General features: G+C 34.8%; 18 protein-coding genes. 13 read left to right on the top strand and 5 right to left on the bottom strand.

Going from position 1 to position 19,759, the window contains the following annotated elements; all coding sequences use genetic code 11:
* Positions 1-14: 14 nt before the first annotated feature.
* Positions 15-749 carry a hypothetical protein gene (locus tag ABJ955_RS10365; RefSeq protein ID WP_347374550.1) on the bottom strand — a complete coding sequence of 245 codons (735 nt, stop codon included), beginning with the start codon at positions 747-749 and terminating at the stop codon, positions 15-17.
* A 226-nt stretch (positions 750-975) separates the two neighbouring features.
* Between ABJ955_RS10365 and ABJ955_RS10360 the strand changes: the two genes are divergently transcribed.
* From ABJ955_RS10360 to ABJ955_RS10350, 3 genes are all read left to right on the top strand, one after another.
* Entirely contained in the window at positions 976-1,455 is a 480-nt protein-coding gene (locus ABJ955_RS10360) for a hypothetical protein (RefSeq protein WP_347374549.1), read from the top strand.
* Positions 1,456-1,496: 41 nt separating this feature from the next.
* Positions 1,497-1,838 carry an arsenate reductase (glutaredoxin) gene (arsC, locus tag ABJ955_RS10355; RefSeq protein ID WP_347374548.1) on the top strand — a complete coding sequence of 114 codons (342 nt, stop codon included), beginning with the start codon at positions 1,497-1,499 and terminating at the stop codon, positions 1,836-1,838.
* An 85-nt stretch (positions 1,839-1,923) separates the two neighbouring features.
* The gene (locus ABJ955_RS10350; RefSeq protein WP_347374547.1) at positions 1,924-4,419 is read left to right on the top strand and encodes an outer membrane beta-barrel family protein; all 2,496 of its coding nucleotides are present in this window, start codon (positions 1,924-1,926) and stop codon (positions 4,417-4,419) included.
* 69 nt (positions 4,420-4,488) lie between these two features.
* Here ABJ955_RS10350 and ABJ955_RS10345 read toward each other — a convergent pair whose 3' ends face one another.
* The gene (locus ABJ955_RS10345; RefSeq protein ID WP_347374546.1) at positions 4,489-4,662 is read right to left on the bottom strand and encodes a hypothetical protein; all 174 of its coding nucleotides are present in this window, start codon (positions 4,660-4,662) and stop codon (positions 4,489-4,491) included.
* A 161-nt stretch (positions 4,663-4,823) separates the two neighbouring features.
* Here ABJ955_RS10345 and fumC point away from each other — a divergent pair, with 161 nt between their 5' ends.
* Entirely contained in the window at positions 4,824-6,209 is a 1,386-nt protein-coding gene (fumC, locus tag ABJ955_RS10340; RefSeq protein ID WP_347374545.1) for a class II fumarate hydratase, read from the top strand.
* Positions 6,210-6,292: 83 nt separating this feature from the next.
* Here the strand turns inward: fumC and ccsA are convergent, their stop codons facing one another.
* Genes ccsA through ABJ955_RS10325 form a run of 3 tightly spaced genes read right to left on the bottom strand, consistent with a single transcriptional unit; the run spans position 6,293 to position 10,288 of the window.
* Positions 6,293-9,532, bottom strand: a complete 3,240-nt coding sequence (gene ccsA, locus ABJ955_RS10335; protein WP_347374544.1) for a cytochrome c biogenesis protein CcsA — start codon at positions 9,530-9,532, stop codon at positions 6,293-6,295.
* 60 nt (positions 9,533-9,592) lie between these two features.
* Entirely contained in the window at positions 9,593-9,997 is a 405-nt protein-coding gene (locus ABJ955_RS10330) for a group III truncated hemoglobin (RefSeq protein WP_347374543.1), read from the bottom strand.
* A gap of 3 nt (positions 9,998-10,000) precedes the next feature.
* Positions 10,001-10,288 (bottom strand): hypothetical protein, encoded by a 288-nt coding sequence (locus ABJ955_RS10325; RefSeq protein ID WP_347374542.1) that lies wholly within the window; start codon positions 10,286-10,288, stop codon positions 10,001-10,003.
* 79 nt (positions 10,289-10,367) lie between these two features.
* On the opposite strand from ABJ955_RS10325, the gene ABJ955_RS10320 reads away from it, so the two are divergent.
* From ABJ955_RS10320 to ABJ955_RS10280, 9 genes are all read left to right on the top strand, one after another.
* On the top strand, positions 10,368-10,955 hold the full coding sequence (locus tag ABJ955_RS10320) for a Crp/Fnr family transcriptional regulator (RefSeq protein ID WP_347374541.1): 588 nt from the start codon (positions 10,368-10,370) through the stop codon (positions 10,953-10,955).
* 25 nt (positions 10,956-10,980) lie between these two features.
* Positions 10,981-11,745 carry a DUF2520 domain-containing protein gene (locus tag ABJ955_RS10315; protein ID WP_347374540.1) on the top strand — a complete coding sequence of 255 codons (765 nt, stop codon included), beginning with the start codon at positions 10,981-10,983 and terminating at the stop codon, positions 11,743-11,745.
* Positions 11,729-12,262, top strand: coding sequence for an HAD-IIIA family hydrolase (locus ABJ955_RS10310; protein ID WP_347374539.1), 534 nt, complete (start codon positions 11,729-11,731; stop codon positions 12,260-12,262). Before ABJ955_RS10315 ends, ABJ955_RS10310 begins: the two co-directional genes overlap by 17 nt.
* Before the next feature lie 45 nt (positions 12,263-12,307).
* Positions 12,308-13,219, top strand: a complete 912-nt coding sequence (locus ABJ955_RS10305; protein ID WP_347374538.1) for a geranylgeranylglycerol-phosphate geranylgeranyltransferase — start codon at positions 12,308-12,310, stop codon at positions 13,217-13,219.
* A gap of 31 nt (positions 13,220-13,250) precedes the next feature.
* On the top strand, positions 13,251-13,838 hold the full coding sequence (locus ABJ955_RS10300; protein ID WP_347374537.1) for a Maf-like protein: 588 nt from the start codon (positions 13,251-13,253) through the stop codon (positions 13,836-13,838).
* 13 nt (positions 13,839-13,851) lie between these two features.
* Positions 13,852-14,808 (top strand): septum formation inhibitor Maf, encoded by a 957-nt coding sequence (locus tag ABJ955_RS10295; RefSeq protein ID WP_347374536.1) that lies wholly within the window; start codon positions 13,852-13,854, stop codon positions 14,806-14,808.
* A 6-nt stretch (positions 14,809-14,814) separates the two neighbouring features.
* Positions 14,815-15,375, top strand: coding sequence for a mechanosensitive ion channel family protein (locus ABJ955_RS10290; protein WP_347374535.1), 561 nt, complete (start codon positions 14,815-14,817; stop codon positions 15,373-15,375).
* Between the two features lie 52 nt (positions 15,376-15,427).
* Positions 15,428-17,920 (top strand): PIG-L family deacetylase, encoded by a 2,493-nt coding sequence (locus ABJ955_RS10285; RefSeq protein WP_347374534.1) that lies wholly within the window; start codon positions 15,428-15,430, stop codon positions 17,918-17,920.
* A 122-nt stretch (positions 17,921-18,042) separates the two neighbouring features.
* A complete protein-coding gene (locus tag ABJ955_RS10280; protein WP_347374533.1) occupies positions 18,043-19,749 on the top strand; it encodes a sodium:solute symporter in 1,707 nt (568 codons plus the stop codon).
* Positions 19,750-19,759 lie beyond the last annotated feature (10 nt).

The raw sequence follows: 19,759 nt of genomic DNA, 5'->3' as shown, positions 1-19,759 counted from the left end.
AAAATATCTTCAAATTAGTATTTGTTTGCTTTATCAAAAGACCTATCCAGATACAGTATGAGCTTTGTCATAAAGCTATCAGGGTTTGATTTATACAAGGCTTTGTAGCTTTTATAAAACGTACGAATTTGTTCCTCCTGCTCAGGAATCAATTTAATTAAATCTCTTGCAGAACTAACTATAGTGTAGTTTCCGTTACTTTTAAGCACATAAAAATTAGCATTCGTAAACCTATATTGAATGCCACTACTTAAAGCTTTTTCTTTTTTTCTTTTAGTATGTTTTATATAAAGTTCAAGCTCGTTCCCAACATAGGCAACTTCAAAAAAACCATTTGCTGAAATATCAAGTCCTGTAGCATCCAAACGCACAAAATTGTGGTTGTAAATTGAAAAAGTATCTATAAAACTCGGTATAAGCTTTACATTAAATACACTTAAATTATCTTCCGAATGGGTTAACAAATTATCATCTAAAAGATCGTATTTCAATGAGACATTTACATAATACTGATTGTTATAAACTACAGAACCTTTAGTATAATCATAGTCTATAAAATATCGATACGTACCATCTGTATTTAAATATAGGTCTGTAAACTCTGAACCATTAAATAAATTTGTGTTTTCTAAACCTATGATTTTATCATAAGTTTCGAATATTTTTTCTTTTGAGTGGGTTTGTGAAAACGTTTTAATTCCGAGGAAGAAAAGAATTGCAAAAGAAATTTGAAATCTTGTGAAAGACATATTATATTTTTGGATTTTTAAAAGTACACAAAATTGCTTTTGATTTGCAAAATATGAACTTAAAATCATGTCCTAATCATAAAGACATAGGGTTTAGAGCCATAAGCATCCTAATTTCAACATCTTGTAAAAATAAGCAGTCGCAGAAGTAAAATTAAAAGGTAATTTTTGCGATGTATTTTTGCCTTATTTTAATAAAACGAATGTATTTTTACTTAAAAAGTATATGAAAGCCGCATCACTTAAAGAGCTAAAAACAGAGCTTACACATCGTTCCACCCAGGAATTGTTGGAGCTTTGTCTTCGACTTTCAAAGTTTAAAAAAGAGAATAAAGAACTCCTCACTTATTTGCTTTTTGAAGCTGCAAATGAAACCGCTTATATAACTAGCATAAAAGCACAAATGGATACAGCTTTTGATGCAATTAACACTAAAACATACTTTTACATCAAAAAAAGTGTTCGGAAAATACTTAGAGAGCAAAAAAAATTTATCCGTTATTCTCAAAACAAAGAAACAGAAGTTGAACTTTTGCTTTATTTTTGTCAGAAATTAAAAGACTTTAATCCTTCCATAAAACGAAACACCACACTTATTAATTTATACAACAGACAGTTAGATTATATTTCAAAAAAAGTGAAGACACTTCATGAAGATTTGCAATATGATTATGAACTGGAGTTGGAAGAACTCAAAAATAAATAGCATTATTTAAGGTACCGTTTTAAAACAAATATTACAGTATAATGACTACAATTTATCACAACCCACGTTGCAGCAAATCTCGCCAAGCCCTTAATTTATTAGAAGAAAAAGGGGAACCTCTAGAAATCATAAAATACCTTGATACTCCACCTTCCCGCCAAGAACTAAAACAAGTAATAGAATTATTAGGCATTTCGCCCATGGCTTTGGTACGTACCCAAGAAGCAGACTGGAAAGAAAATTTTAAAGGGAAAAACCTTACCGACGACGAACTTATTGACGCAATGATAGCCTACCCAAAACTTATGGAACGTCCTATAATTATTAAGGGAACGCATGCTGTAATTGGACGCCCTATGGAACGCATTTTAGATATTTTATAATTTGCTTTCTTTTATTTAACAGAATTTTGGCTTTTCTCCATTAAACCACGGCTATTTTCGTGCGTCAAATTGGCTAAAGAATTCTATGAAATTTATATTATCTGTACTACTCCTATGTGCTTCATTTTCAATGGTTGCACAAGAAAAAGAAAAAAAACAAGTTAGCGTAAAAGGAACTATTTATGAAGAGGGAACCAATTATCCCCTTGAATATGCTACCGTTTCTTTTATAAACCCTCAAGGAAAAACCATTACTGGCGGTATTACCGACACCGAAGGTAACTACAATATTCAGGTTCCTGAGGGAAAATACACGGTTCAATATGAGTTTATTTCATATAAAACTAAACAACTTGCAAATCAAAATATCTTTAAAAACACTACGCTTCCTAATATTACCTTAGCATTAGATGCCGCAAGCTTGGATGAAGTTGTTGTACGGGCAGAAACTACTGAAGTGCAAATTAGGCTTGACAAAAAAATATACAATATTGGTAAAGACCTTACCACTGGTGGTGCTACCGTAAGCGATGCACTAAATAACGTACCCTCAGTAACGGTTGATGTTGAAGGTGCAATTGCGCTTCGTGGAAACGAAAATGTAAAAATTTTAATTAACGGAAAACCTTCAGCCATTGCTGGGTTTGGCTCTACAGATGCTCTTGGGCAACTTCCAGCGGAAGCTATTGAGCGCGTAGAAGTAATTACCTCGCCTTCCGCACGCTATGATGCCGAAGGTACCGCAGGGATTCTTAATATTATTCTGAAGAAAGAAAAAACATTGGGGCTTAATGGTTCGTTAAGCACAAGTATTGGCGTGCCTTTAAATAGTAGTGCCTCAGGAAATATTAACCTGCGAACAGATAAGTTTAATATTTTTAATACTACAGGCGTTAGTTACAGAAAAGCACCTGGAAATGCATCGTTTAACAATCAATATTATTCACGAACCTATCTTGATGAAGACGACAATCCTATAACTTTTACTCCAGAATACGACCGAGTAACTGAAGATAGAGACTATGATAGAATGAGACAAGGTTTTAATACAAACCTAGGTATCGAATATTTTATAAACGATAAATCGTCTATTACTGCAAGCGGGTTTTTACGTTCTAGCACTGGTAATGATGTTACCACAAACAATACATTAAACTTCAATAATAATATCGCCGAAAAGCAAATTACACGAATCGAGACAGAAGACGAAGAAGATACCAGCTATCAATTTTCATTGAATTACGTTAATAACTTCAACGATGACGGGCATAAACTTACTGCCGATTTGCAGTACGAACGTGATAAAGAAACGGAGCGTTCCTTCATTGAAGAGCAAGAAACACTCCCTGCCTTAGAAATTTTATCGGCTGAAGATATTATCAATAAAGAAAACCAAAAGGAGTATTTGGCGCAAGTAGATTATGTACTCCCAATTGGTGAAAATGCTCAATTTGAAGCGGGTTACCGTGGTAATTTCAAAGAATCTGTTACAGACTACACCCTTTTTGAGGAAGACGGTACGTCTGGCAATTTTATTCAAAATGATGATCTTTCAAATGTATTTAATTACGATGAAAATGTAAATGCCATCTATTCACAATACGGTAATAAGTTTGGTAAATTCTCTTTTTTATTGGGCTTACGTCTTGAAAACACCCAACTAAAAGGAGAAGTAGCTGCCGAAAACATAGACGATGAAACTCCTATCAACTTAAATTTTGATAAGGATTACACTGGTCTCTTCCCAACGGTTAACCTAACGTATGAGATTAAAGAAAACGAAAACATAACCCTTGGGTACAACAGACGTATAAACAGACCTCGAAATTGGTTTATAAACCCCTTCCCTTCGCGTTCAAGTGAAGCAAATATATTTCAAGGAAACCCAGACCTTGACCCTGCTTATGCAAGTGCATTTGATTTAGGCTACTTAAAACGTTGGAAAAAACTTACATTAACCACCTCTATCTATTTTCAACACGAAACAGATGCGTTTGAACGTATTCAAGAAGAAACGGGGGAAGTTACTAGCAACGGAATCCCAGTAATCCGCACCTTACCAATCAACCTATCTACCAACGATCGTTATGGTTTTGAACTTGGTTTATTATACAATCCTACAAAATGGTTAACTTTGAACGGGAGTTTTAATTACTTTCAGTTTAAGACAGAAGGGTTCTTTAATGGTGTAGATTATGGTGCTGAAAACACAAGTTATTTTGGAAGGTTTAGTAGTAAAGTAAAACTTCCTGCAAAAATAGATTGGCAAACAAATGCTTTTTACCGCGGGCCATCAAACAATTCGCAAACTGAATCTGACGGAATTCTTTCTGTAGATATGGCGATGAGTAAGGATATTATTGACGATAAAGCTACCTTATCATTGAATGTAAGCGATCTTTTAAACAGTAGAAAGCGTAATAGTTTAACAACGACAGACACCTTTACGAGTGAAAGTGAATTTCAATGGAGACAACGCCAAGTGACGCTTTCGTTTACATACAGATTCAACCAGAAAAAACAGCGTCAGCGTCCAGACAGAAATGGCGGAGGAGATGACGATGGAGGTTTTGAAGGTTAATTAAACCTAGATTATTGCAATAAAAAAAGGGAACCAAATTGGTTCCCTTTTTTTATATGGGTAAGTGAATTAAGACTTCAACTTATTTTTTTTCTTTTCCTCTTGGCTCATTTTCCACTTCTCTAGAAGCGAACCACCTATCCAATATGGAAGTATGCCTACTAAGAATATCATTAACCAAAAACCCATGGTAAGTATGGTTAAAAATGCAAGAAATCCTAAATATTGTTCAAAAGTAAACATGGTATGGCTTTTTTATATTGATGCCCCAAAGATAAAAGGTTTTTTTGAAAAACGACAACAAAAATTTTCTATTTATTCACAACAAATAAACAGTTGTGCAGGTTGAACAACTTTTGGCTTTTCGTTACCTTTGCCTCCAATTCACTAAAAATCATTTTATAATGCAGTATAGAATAGAAAAAGACACTATGGGCGAGGTAAAAGTACCTGCCGATAAACTTTGGGGCGCCCAAACAGAGCGTTCTTTTGAAAATTTTAAAATCGGCCCGAAAGCTTCCATGCCGCTAGAGATAATTTATGGTTTTGCATATCTTAAAAAAGCAGCAGCCTATACCAATTGTGAACTTGGGGTGCTTTCTAAAGAAAAAAGAGACTTAATTGCAACGGTTTGCGATGAGATTTTGGAAGGAAAACACGATGACCAATTTCCCTTGGTAATTTGGCAAACTGGAAGTGGAACGCAAAGTAATATGAATGTAAATGAAGTGATTGCCAACCGCGCACACCAACTTGCAGGAAAAACTATAGGCGAAGGCGATAAAACACTTCAACCGAATGACGATGTAAACAAATCACAGTCTTCAAACGATACATTTCCAACGGGAATGCATATTGCGGCTTATAAAAAATTAATTGAAACTACGCTTCCGGGTGTTGAGCAGCTTCAAAAAACGTTTGCAAAAAAAGCTGCCGAATATAAAAATGTAGTAAAAATAGGGCGAACGCATTTTATGGATGCCACTCCCTTAACGCTTGGGCAAGAATTTAGCGGCTACGCTGCACAATTAGAATACGGCATTAAAGCACTAAAAAACAGCTTGCCGCATTTGGCAGAACTGGCTTTGGGAGGAACTGCTGTGGGTACGGGATTAAACACTCCAAAAGGATATGATGTAAAAGTCGCTGCCTATATTTCAGAATTTACCGAACTACCTTTTGTAACAGCAAAAAATAAATTTGAAGCGCTTGCTGCACACGATGCTTTTGTAGAGTCTCACGGAGCTTTAAAACAATTGGCTGTTTCCTTAAACAAAATTGCGAATGATGTGCGAATGCTTGCCAGTGGTCCACGAAGTGGAATTGGTGAAATCAATATTCCTGCGAATGAACCTGGTTCTTCAATCATGCCAGGCAAAGTAAACCCTACGCAATGTGAAGCTTTAACAATGGTTTGCGCACAAGTTATTGGCAACGATATGGCTATTGCTGTTGGCGGTATGCAAGGACAGTTTGAGCTAAATGTATTTAAACCTGTAATGGCGGCAAATTTTCTTCAATCTGCCCAATTAATTGGTGATGCCTGTGTTTCTTTTGATGTGCATTGTGCCCAAGGAATTGAACCAAATTATGAAGTAATCAAAAAACAGTTAAACAATAGCTTAATGCTTGTAACTGCTTTAAATCCTAAAATTGGGTATTATAAAGCTGCTGAAATTGCAAACACTGCTCATAAAAACGGAACAACGCTTAGAGAAGAAGCTGTGAACCTAGGTTATTTAACAGCTGATGAATTTGATGAGTGGGTAAAGCCTGAAGATATGGTTTAACCAATTTACAATTGTAGCTTTACAATTGTAAATTTATAACCCACGAATTCACGAATGCATTTATTCGTGAATTCGTGGGTTTTTTATGCTTTTGATTTCTTTTTCTTTCCGTAAAACTTCTTATACCTAAAGTATGATACCACACTTAAAACAACTGCAAAGAGTGTAATCCACCACACAAAGGTTGGTGTTACTGGTGCATTACCACTCGCGTAGGAATGCAGCCCGCTTAAATAGAAGTTTACACCAAAATATGTCATCATAATAGTAGCATAAGCAAATACTGCAAATACATTAAATATCCAACGGCCGCGTAGCCCTGGAACTAATCTAGCGTGAATTACAAAGGCGTAAACCATAATACTAATTAGCGCCCAAGTTTCTTTTGGATCCCAACCCCAGTACCGCCCCCAACTCTCATTGGCCCATTGTCCGCCCAGAAAGTTCCCTATTGTAAGCAATACCAAACCTACAGTCAAGGCCATTTCGGTTACAACAGTGAGTTCACTGATGTTAATTTCCATGTTTTTAAAGTTATTTTTATTCGTAAAAATCATTAAAAACAATGAAGTTGCCCCTAAAATTAGGCCTAAAGTAAAAGGTCCGTAACTCATAACAATTACAGCTACGTGTATCATTAACCAATAACTATCTAATACCGGTTGAAGCGTAGAAATAGAAGGGTCTAGCCAGTTTTCGTGAGCTACCCATAATATTATTGCTCCCGCAAAAGCTGTAGAAGCTACCGTTAAATCGCTTCGTCTTCCAAAAGACAATCCAAAGAATATGGTTGCCCAAGCTACATATATTACAGATTCATACGCATCACTCCACGGAGCATGACCGCTTACATACCATCGCAATGCTAAACCTAAAGTCATAGCTGCAAATAAAAACCACATAATAACTTTAGAGGCCTTTATTAAAGTTCGCAGTATTTTTCGGTCTTTAAATAATTGAGCAATAATAAATGCCATCATTAATATTCCAAAGACTGTAAAGTATTTATAGAGCCTGTTAAAAATATCGGCTTTATTATAAATGGTTTCTGCGCGCAGCTTATTTTCTGAAGGCATTACTTCCGCCCCATGTTTCTTCTGAAAATTAGTTATACTTTCTAATAACTCATCGGCCTTAGCGTAATCGCCACTTTCTCTAGCTTTTTTCAAGCTATCAAAATACAATGGGAGAATATTTTTTGAATACAGGGAATCCATTCCCTTTAAATTAGCATCTGCAAGTTCTGGGTACGAAACCCATTTGTTGCCAGGATCCTCAGGAATTGGAAATATTTTTAGAATACTTCCTACCAAGGCGGAATTTAATAACGAAAAATTTTCATGTGCTTTTATAAAGTCTTTTTGAAACTGGTTTGGTGTATTTGTTCGCGTAGCAGCTTCTAGATAAGGTTCTAATTTATAATTTCCTTTATCATCAAAAAGGTCAAGCAATGCAAGATCATCTTCATCGGCAGCAACTCCTGCTACTTTGCGGATACTGTCGTTCTGCCATTTTAAGGCAATTAAAGGAACTTCCACCCAAAGTCTTGGAAATTCAGACATTGAAATTAAAACTTGGTTGGCGTCCAAACCTTCATAGCTATCGCTTCGGCTAATTTTTCGTAAAAGTTCGCTCGCAAATGTATTTGCAGGTTTCATCCGTCCATTATCCTGAATAATTAAATGCCCGAATTTTGCTGCGTGTTCTTTACTAACCGCATTCACTTGTATTAATGAATCTATCTGATGTTTTTGAACTTCATTATGTGCTGATGGTTCGTGCTGTGCGATTCCAGAAAACGAAAAAAGTAAAACTAGAATTGAAATCATACTTTTTTTCTTTTTCTTAATACGGTTAAGAATTTCCTCTAACTTCCCAAAGCGACTGTGTTTACTAAAAAGAATTGCCATTAACCCAAAATACAATAGAAAATAACCAATGTATGTTATCCAAGTACCCCACCAGTCGTGGTTTACAGAGAGAATGGTTCCTCCTTCATCGGGGTCAAAACCTGATTGAAAGAAACGATATCCCTGATGATCCAGAACGTTATTCATAAAAATAGCAGCATCAAAATGTGATTTATCTTCATTAATAACTGTTACTTCACTTTTAAAGGAAGAATATCCTTTTTCAGTTCCAGGGTATTTTTCGGCAATAAAATCTTTTAATGTGATAGAAAAAGGAAGTTTAATTTCTTCAGAACCATAGGCTAAATAAACTTTCAAACCTCCTACTAGCACTTCTTCAGGATCTGGAGCTGTACCCCTTCCACCTATAAGATCAACCGTTTTGGTTTCATTGTTTGATGTAACTTCTACAATCAATGCATCTTGATTAGCAGGCTCATCAGCTTCCACTTTTACGGCGCCAAACTTTCCTTTCGTTACAGGCTCTGGAATTACAAAAGCCATTCCTGCTAATTGATATTGCGAACGCAACATTAAAGGCTGCAAACTATCTTTTACAAATGACTGACGGAATTTTTCAATCATTCCAAAATCTGTTGGATTTAGTTGTGTTGGGTCTATTCCTGCAGCACTTAACTCCATCATATTCATGTAGCTACCTTCAAAAGGAGCTTCAATTTTATAAGCATCTTCATCGGTATACGTTATGTTTATTGCGCCTTCTGTGGGGTTATTGATTGCAAAAAGAATGTTGTGAATACTAGAAACTTCACCAACTTTTACCCAATGTTCATGGCGTTCTCCATCGCCAGATTCAACGATTTTTAGATAATTCTCTCCATCTTCAGCCTCTGTAAGGTCTTCTTTTGCACCTTTTATGTAGTTTTTATATTTTATTGTAACGGGTTGTTTATTATAATCCGTTTCAATTGTAAAGTCGTTATTTAATCTTTCAGAAAGATTTAATTTTAATGGTTTAAGGGGTCTTCTTTGCGCCACACCATCAATCATATAATCACCATCAATAAAAGCTGTAAGGTATGTTTTTTCAGAAAGGATGCTACTTTCAGTTTGTCCTTCACGAATATGCATTACGCCTTCAAAACCAATATAACGGGTAACAAATGCCCCAACAATGATTAAGATAAATGCTAAATGCAGGGTTAAAGAAGCCCACATTTTTCGTTTGTGAAGGTTATATCGAAAAATATTTCCCACAAAATTGATTACAAAAAGTAACATTATACCTTCAAACCACCATGCATTGTATATAAGTTCTCGCGTATATGGCGTTGGCGGACTTTGTGACGAGGCGTCTAAGAAAGTTCCTGCGGCCATTGCAACGGCAAAAACGATAAATAAAACAGCGGTTAAACGAGTAGAGAAAAGAAGGGCAGCAAGCTTTTTTTGCATTACAAAGAATTTTGCGCAAAAATAAGGAATTAAGCCCATTTAAGCTATTGAAATTTGTAACTATTGACTAATATTTTGATCCTTTTTTCTAGCATTAAAAATGTTTAAGTGAATAAAAGTCCCCATGGCTCTCGCTCTGTTTTTGGCAATCTCGGCTACCTCCCCTTCAAAATGCTCCTCTAGGGTTTGAAACCAAAGATTTAACCACGTCCCAAAATGAAGTTCGTTAAGGGTATGGCTACATTTTTTATCAACTTCTACATGGGTATGTAGTGGGTTTCCAAAATATTTTCGTTCAAAAAAGAGGTTTGTTTCCCAAAAATCAGTGAGTAATTCCATATGAGTTTCCCAATCGGTAATGATTCTATTAAAAATTGGCCCCAGAAGCTTATCGTTCCTAACTTTTGAATAAAATGTATTTACCAGAAAAAACACATCTTCGCGAGATTCTATATTTTTTTTCATTTTTTATATCAAATTTATCAAAATTAAGATTGCATTTACCACCAAGCTTAATACTAACACCCAAAATGCAATTTTTTTATTCGAACCAGCAAGTAAAGCTGCATTATACCCCATACATAACGAAACACAAGCAGTTAACTCAATACCATAAATAAAAGCAGTGCCTTGTGCTAAAATTGCCATTGCAGCTATAGATCCGATACAGCTATTGAGGATAATGGTTAGAGGAATGTACATATAATAATTATTTTCAAACTCTTTTTGCACGTTTTTAATCGATAGTGGTTTCATAATATAATGACATTTTGTTTATATTGATGTAAATTTACAATCCAAAACAAGCCTTATTTTATGAGGCAAATCATACACTATGATTCCAGAAAATATATTGTTCGATTACGGGGCGATTGTTGAAAATATAAATGCTTCTGAAGTAATTATTTCTGAAAAAAAACAAGCATATTTTTATTTTCAAATAAAAACTGGATCGGTAAAAATGTTCAATCTCAATGAAAATGGGAAGGAGTTTGTTCAAGGTATGTTTTATCAAGGGGAGAGTTTTGGAGAACCGCCACTTTTAGGTGATTTTAAATATCCTGCCACTGCAGCGGCTGTAAAACCTACAGAACTATACAAGTTACCAAAACAAAAATTGTTTAAACTACTTACCGAAAATCCAGATATTAATTTAAAAATTACCAAAGCACTTGCAAAACGGCTTTACTATAAAGCCACAATTTTAAAGGAAATATCCGTACATCCACCAGAACATAGGATTCTCACTTTAATAGATTATTTAAAAATCAAAAATGGCGCTAAAGAACATTATCAAGTCGAATTAACGCGGCAACAAATTGCAGATTTAACAGGGTTACGTGTAGAAACAGTAATTCGCGCCATAAAACAACTGGAACAGGAAAAGGAACTAAAACTTATAAAGCACAAAGTCTTTCGTTAATTTTTAAAAATACTAATTTAGCACTATGGTAGATGTGGTTTTTTTAGGGTTTGGAAACGTGAATAGCCATTTGGTTAAGGCTATGAGCAAAGCCAATACCGTTGTTATAAAACAAATTTTTAACAGAAACGCTATCCAACAAAATTCTGTTATTGAAAATATTCCTTTTACAGATGATATTTCAAAGGTAGCCGCTGCCGATATTTATATTATTGGAATTCCTGATGATGCTATTACAGAGTTTTCTATTGCTTTAAAGTTTCAAGACAAACTAACTGTTCACACATCTGGTGGCGTTGCTTTAGATGCGCTTTCCTCAAAAAACAGGCGTGGTGTATTTTATCCGCTACAAACGTTTTCAAAAAAACATGACGTAAATTTTAAGGCTATTCCAATTTGTATTGAGGCCGAAAACTCAAAAGATTTAGCGCTATTAAAACAATTAGGAAATACCATTTCAAATACGGTAGTCGAAATTTCTTCCGAAAAAAGAGCTAAACTACATCTTGCAGCTGTTTTTGTTAATAATTTCACCAACCACTTGTATGAAATTGGTAATGAAATTTTAAATGAAGACGATGTATCTTTTGAATTATTAAAACCACTTATTATAGAAACCGCTTCGAAAATTGAAAAACTTTCTCCTGAAGAAGCACAGACTGGCCCTGCAAAACGCAATGATAGTAAAACCATTGAAAAACATTTACATTTGTTGGGCGATTCTAAAAATCGAAATTTTTACGAATTGTTCACAGAAGCATTAAAGCAGAAATATGGAAAAAAGCTATAAAGAATATTTAAAATACATTACCGCCTTTATTTTTGATGTTGATGGTGTTTTAACCGACGGCACAATACAAGTAAATACGCAAGGCGAAATGTTCCGAACTATGAATATTAAAGACGGTTACGGGCTTAAAACTGCTGTGGAACAAGGGTATAAAGTTTGCATTATTTCTGGCGGAACCAATGAAGGTGTTCGTGTGCGACTTCAAAATTTAGGGATAAAAGATATTTTTTTGGGGGCGCATCAAAAAACAAAAATTCTGGAAACATACGCGAAAAGCAATAACTTAAAACGGGAAAACATACTTTATATGGGAGACGATTTACCTGATTATAAAATAATGCAAGAAGTAGGTCTTCCTTGTTGTCCACAAGATGCAGTGCCGGAAATTAAAGCAATTTCCAAATACGTTTCTCATAAAAAGGGTGGAAAAGGGTGCGTTCGTGATGTTATTGAACAAGTATTAAAAGTTCAAGAAAAATGGATTATTACTGGTGGTGTAAGCGCAAAATATGACTAAAAATATAAACCAAATTAAAATTGAAATCGAAAACTTGACACAATTTTGAATTATTTAAAACTCATACGGTATCAAAATTTGCTATTTATAGCATTGGTCCAAATTTTTATAAAATACGGCCTCATTCTTCCCTTCGAAGTTGACACTACCTTAACTACTTTCGATTTTGCTTTACTTGTAATCGCGACCCTTTCTATTGCCGCAGCAGGAAACATCATCAATGATGTTTATGATGTAGAAATTGATAAAATAAACAAACCAAATAAGGTATTGATTGGAAAAAAAATACCTGAAAGAAATGCAAATCGTCTCTTTATAATTTTGAATATTATAGGTGTTAGCATTGGTTTTTATCTTTCAAACAGTATAGGAAAACCTGGATTTGCGGCCATGTTTATTATTTTTTCCGCCTTGCTGTATTTATATGCTTCCTATTTAAAAGGCATGCTTTTAATTGGAAACCTCGTTGTTTCTGCATTGGTAGCGATGAGTTTGATAATTGTAGTACTTTTTGATGTACTTCCAGCAATAAACGCTCAAAATCAAATTGCACAATCGGCACTTTTTAAAATTGTTTTGCACTATTCTTTATTTGCTTTTTTTATAAATTTTATTCGGGAAATTGTAAAGGACGTACAAGACATTAACGGAGATAAAAAAGGGGAAATGAATACCTTACCAATAGCAATTGGAAGAAAAAGAACTGTTTTAACTGTTTTCGCTTTAGGGGTTTTTATCACTTTGGCGGTTGTATTTTATATGTATGAATATTTATACGACAAACAATTTTTAATGCTCTATTTTTTGTTAGCACTAGTTGGCCCATTGCTATTTTTCTGTATAAAAACATGGGCTGCAAAAAGTAAAAGTGAATTTGGAATGTTATCAAAACTCTTGAAATTAATAATGTTTTTAGGAATTTGTTCCATCCCATTGTTTCAATTTACTATTTTATAGGAATACATTTTAATAGGAAATTACCCCCTCTATGCTTCGCGATAAATTAAAAAATTATAAGATTATTCTCGCCTCAGCCTCCCCAAGAAGGCATGCTTTTTTTAAGGAATTAGACATCGATTTTTCTATTCAAGTAAAGGAAGTAGAAGAAACCTACAATAAAAATTTAAAACGCACAGAAATAACGGATTTTCTGTCGCAACTTAAAGCAGCTGTTTTTACAGAATTACAACAGAATGATATTTTAATTACGAGTGATACCATTGTATGGAAAGCTAAAAAAGCACTCGGAAAACCTAAAAACAGTGATGAAGCAAGACAAATGCTTCAAAGTTTAAGTGGGCAAATGCATGAGGTTATTACTTCTGTTTGTTTTACCTCCAAGGAGTTTCAAAAAACAAAGAACGATGTAACTAAAGTCTGGTTTAAGAAACTTTCTAAAGAAGAGATAACCTACTATATAGAAACTTACAAGCCCTTTGATAAAGCTGGCAGTTACGGTATTCAAGAATGGATTGGGTACATTGGTATTGAAAAAATAGAAGGCTGTTATTTTAATGTAATGGGGCTTCCCACGCGACTTGTTTATAAAACGTTAACTGAGATTGCCGACCATTGAAAATGTGGTATTTTTGAAAGAAATTCCACCACAAATGAACTATCATCATTTTCTTGCCTTTTCAATTTTTCTTTTAGCAGTGAGTAGTTGCACCAATTCTAAAACAAAGAATAGTTCTAAAATCACTTCAACAAATAATGAAGTGCACCAAACGGCACCACCAAGAGTAAATTCAGAGCAATTTAAAAAACACTGGTATGATGGCAAAGCGGAAATTACTTCCTACAATCTTTTACAGGAACGCTATGGCGAAATTCGGCAAGGTACAGCAGTAACAATTTTTGTTACAGAAGATTTTTTACCAAAAGAACACGTTAAGGCAACTAATTTTTCAGAAAAAAACACCTCCGTTTTAAAACTGAACCAAATGAAAAATTTTAACACCGGTATTTATCCATACGCTATAATGACGAGCACTTTTAATCCGGTTTCAAGTAAAGCGCATGCTATAAAAGTGAGTAATAGTGTGCAGGAATGGTGCGGACAAGTGTATATGCAACTTAATAATCGCTCTGAATTTGAGGTTAAAAGTCATTCGTATTTCGAAGGGGATGCAGATCAAATTTTCAATGTCCCCAAAACATGGCTCGAAAATGAACTTTGGAATCTGATACGTATAAGTCCTGAGGAATTACCAACTGGGGATGTTTCTGTTATTCCTTCGTTTGAATATTTAAGACTTTACCATAAAGAAGTAAAACAGTATAATGCCTTTGCGAGTATAAAACAAGGTGATTCCATTACTACATACACCTTGAATTACAAAGATTTACAACGACAATTAATCGTATATTTTAACAGTGTTTTTCCATATGAAATTGAAAAATGGGAAGAAGTAAATTCCGCTAATCAAAACGACACCTTAAATTTGAAAACCACTGCGGTTAAAATAAAACGAATGCGCCGTGCGTACTGGAATGAAAATAAGAACAAACATAGTTTCCTACAAGACTCACTTGGATTAAAATAGGTTTTTATGAATATACAAGACTATTCTTTACAATTAATTGAATCTGCAATACTTATTGTGGTTTTTATTATTCTTAGACTGGCTTTAAAGAGAGCGGTACGCAATTTTGCAAAAAAAATTGAACGACTAGAACACAGAACAGGCTTAATTATGAAGCATGTGGACTTTGCTGTTTTTAGTATCGTTGGTATAGGGTTAATTTTAATTTGGGGCGTAGATTTTAGAAATCTAGGCTTAGTAATGTCTTCCGTTTTTGCCGTAATTGGCATTGCTTTTTTTGCGCAATGGTCTATACTTAGTAATATAACAAGCGGCGTTATTATGTTTTTTACTTTTCCTTATAAAATTGGCGATTACATAAAAATTCATGACAAAGAAATGCCCTGTGAAGGAATTATAGAAGACATTAAAACATTTCATATCATCCTACACACTACCAACAACGAAATAATTACCTATCCAAACAGTATGATGCTACAAAAAGGTGTAAGCATAGTAAAGGCGGAAGCGTTTTATGAACAGCAACACGAATTGGATAAAAATAAGAAAGCGCTTCCACACGATTAATTTTTACAAATAAGTATATTTGAAAAGTCTCAATATACCAGTACACAATTTTATGCAAAAATCATTTTTTTTCAAACTTCTATTATTTTTTTTCTCAATAGTTGCCGCCGCACAAACCCCAAAAAAACCCACAGCATCTGAAATTTATCATTCACTACAAAAGCTCAATTTTGTAGGTTCGGCATTATATATTGCTGCGCATCCAGACGATGAAAACACCCGACTAATTAGTTATTTAGTTAATGACATACATGCCCAAACAGCCTATTTATCCCTTACGCGTGGCGATGGTGGGCAAAATTTAATCGGTCCTGAATTACGGGAACTGCTTGGTGTAATTCGCACACAAGAACTTGTAGCAGCGAGAAGAACTGATGGGGGACACCAATTCTTTTCACGAGCAAATGATTTTGGTTATAGCAAAAACCCTGATGAAACTTTTGAGTTTTGGAATCGTCAAAATGTTTTAAGCGATGTAGTACAAACCATTCGAAAATTTAAGCCAGATATTATCATTAACCGTTTCGATCACCGCAGTCCTGGAAGCACTCATGGCCACCACACAGCCTCGGCAATGTTGAGCGTTGATGCTTTTGATATGGTTAATGACATATCAAAATTTCCGAAATCTGCCTCGAAATACGGTGCTTGGAAACCCCAACGTTTGTTTTTTAATACCTCTTGGTGGTTTTACGGAAGTCAGGAGAAATTTGAAAAAGCAGATAAATCAAATCTCGTTTCAGTGCAAACTGGAAGCTACTTCCCTGCCCTAGGTCTTTCCAATGGCGAAATAGCTTCTCTAAGTAGAAGCATGCATAAATCACAAGGCTTTGGAAGTACTGGTTCACGTGGAATGGAAACGGAATATTTAGAACTTTTAAAAGGTAGTATGCCTTCAGAAAACAATCTTTTTGAAGGTATAAATACCAACTGGTCGCGACTTAAAGGCGGCAAAGAAATCGGTTCCATTTTAAATCCGTTACAAGATAATTTCAATTTTAAAAACCCTTCCGAAATACTGCCAGAGCTTATAAAAGCGTATGTATTGATTTCAAAATTAGAAGATAAACATTGGCGAACCATAAAGATTAAACAGTTAAAACAACTTATTTTGGACTGTGGTGGTATTTTTATTGAAGCTGCTTCCGAAGAAAATGCTATCAATCCAAAAAAAGATTTTAATGTAAACATTGAAGTTATTAATCGCGGTACTACCCAAGTAATTTTAAATTCAATTAAGAAAGTTGACGGAAAAATCATTTGGAATCAATCAGAAACGCTTCCATATAACGACAATAAAAAAATAACAGTTTCTCTGCATGCTGAAATACAAGACCCACCCTATTCTTCCCCCTATTGGTTGAATGAAAAAGGAACACTTGGAATGTATAATGCGCCTGAAAAATTAATAGGTTTCCCTGAAACTCCAGCATTAGAGCAGTTGGTCTTTGAGCTTAAATTTGGAGCTATTACAATTCCTTTCACAAAAAATATAATATATAAATTCAATGATCCTGTAAAAGGAGAAGTATATCGTCCGCTGGAAGTGCTTCCAGAAGTAACTGCATCTATTCCTGAAAAAGTGTTGATTTTTGCTGATAATTCATCCGAAAATGTTTCTGTAATTGTTCGCGCTGGAAAAGATAATATAGCTGGAAATGTAAGTCTACAGCACCCTAAAGGCTGGAAAGTTGCACCTGCACAACAAAATTTTCAACTTAAAAGAATGGGAGAAACACAATCCTTCAATTTTACAGTTACGCCTCCTAGCAACCAAAGTGAGGGGTATTTAAAAGCCATTGTAAATGCTGAAGGGCAGGTTTATGACAAGGAATTAGTAACCATCGATTATGAGCACATACCTTATCAAAGTGTGCTTTTGCCTTCGGAAGCAAAAGTTGCTAAAATTGATCTTCAGAAAAAAGGTGCGCATATTGGGTATATAAATGGGGCTGGCGATGCAATTCCAGAAAGTTTAAAGCAAATTGGCTATACCGTTACTACGATAGATCCTTCTAAGATACAAGAAGAGAAGCTACAGGATTATGATGCAATCGTGATTGGAATTCGTGCATACAACACAGTACCTGAACTCGCTTTTATACAACCTATTCTTAATAAATATGTAGAAAATGGCGGAACAATGATTGTACAGTACAACACCAGTCGAGGGTTGGTTTCTGAAAACATTGCACCTTATAGGCTAAAACTTTCTCGTGAGCGTGTTACAGATGAATTTTCGGAAGTAAAAATACTTGCGCCAGAAAATCAGTTGCTACATACTCCAAATAAAATTACTCAAAAAGATTTTGAAGGTTGGGTGCAGGAACGCGGTTTATATTTTCCAAATGAATGGGCTAAGGAATTCACCCCAATTTTAGGAATGAACGACAAAAATGAAGCCCAAACTAAAGGCGCTTTACTTGTTGCTAACTACGGAAAGGGATATTATATATATACTGGATTGAGTTTCTTTCGTGAACTTCCAGCAGGCGTTCCAGGGGCTTATAGACTCTTTACCAATCTGCTTTCATTGGGCAACTAATTTTTGAAAATATGACAGAAGAAAAACAAAAATTCGTTTGGAAATCAAAATTTACGCTGGTTCTTTTACTCAACGCAGTTTATATTTGGCTATTTTATCTACTAATGCAAAACTTCTCCTAAATGCAGCAAATTGATTGGATTGTTTTAATTGGAACCCTTCTTTTCATCGTTCTTTATGGCACCTGGAAATCCCGCCAGCAAAAAGATGTGGGCGATTATTTAAAAGGTGGAAGCAATGCACATTGGTGGACTATTGGGCTAAGTGTTATGGCTACGCAAGCCAGTGCCATTACCTTTCTTTCTACACCAGGACAAGCTTTTCATGACGGAATGGGGTTTGTACAGTTCTATTTCGGGCTACCCATTGCAATGGTAATTATCTGCCTGGTTTTTATTCCGATTTACCATAAGCTAAAAGTTTTCACTGCATATGAATATCTTGAAACGCGTTTTGATAAAAAAACACGAACGCTAACCGCAATTCTCTTTTTAATACAACGTGGATTAGCCTGTGGAATTACCATTTTCGCGCCTTCCATTATACTTTCAGCAGTATTGGGTTGGAATCTAATTTACTTAAACATTATCATAGGAGTTTTAGTAATAATATACACTGTTAGTGGAGGTACCAAGGCAGTGAGTGTAACACAAAAACAGCAAATGGCTGTTATTTTCTTCGGAATGTTTATTGCTTTTATGCTAATTTTAAATTACTTACCTCTTGATATTACTTTTACGAAAGCGCTAGAAATTGCTGGTGCTAATGGGAAAATGGACATTCTTGATTTCTCCTTTGATTTTGATAACCGATACACTTTTTGGAGTGGAATTATTGGTGGAAGCTTTTTAGCACTCTCCTACTTCGGAACAGACCAAAGCCAAGTACAACGCTATCTTTCTGGTAGATCTGTTAAGCAAAGCCAAATGGGTTTAATTATGAATGGGCTTCTAAAAGTGCCTATGCAATTCTTTATTTTATTAGTGGGGATCATGGTTTTTGTTTTTTATCAATTTAACGCTTCACCACTTCATTTTAACCCTGCAGCAGTAAAAGATGTTAAAAATTCGGAGCATGCAGACGAGTACCAAGCATTAGAAGTAAAAAAAGCAGCAATAGACAAAGAGCTTGCTAAAACACAAATTGATTACTCAAAAGCAGCAAATGAGCTTGAAAAACAAAACTATGCGCAAGAAATAAAAAGACTAAACGCTTCCGAAAACGAATTACGTGAACAATCTGTTGCGGTAATTAAAAAAGCAAATCCAAATGCGGAAACAAACGATAAGGATTATGTTTTTATACATTTTATTTTAACCAATCTTCCTCGGGGATTAATCGGTTTACTTTTGGCTGTAATTTTAAGTGCTGCTATGTCTTCAACTGCTTCAGAATTGAATGCTTTAGGAAGCACCACTGCTATAGATTTATACAAAAGAAACGTACACGGCAAGCAAGAAAAACACTATGTAAATGCTTCTAAAGGGTTTACGCTTTTATGGGGCGTTATCGCAATAATTGTTGCTTGTACAGCACATTTATTTGATAACCTTATCCAGTTAGTCAATATTATTGGTTCTATTTTCTACGGAAATGTGCTGGGTATTTTCCTACTAGCATTTTTTATAAAATATGTGCGAAGTAAAGCCGTTTTTATTGCAGCATTAATAACACAAGCAATTATTGTTTATATCTGGTATATTGACCTAATGCCCTATTTATGGTTAAATGTTGCAGGTTGTGCATTGGTAATGGGGATTGCAATAGTACTTCAAGTTTTATTGCCGAAAGATCCTAATCCAGGCATAATTACTTCCGAAGAAATATAAATACGGTTTG

It is taken from the genome of Aequorivita sp. Q41 (genome assembly GCF_039831855.1).
Taxonomy (GTDB): domain Bacteria; phylum Bacteroidota; class Bacteroidia; order Flavobacteriales; family Flavobacteriaceae; genus Aequorivita.
Note: the sequence above shows the minus strand (reverse complement) of the source record. Positions and strands in the feature narration are given on the sequence as shown.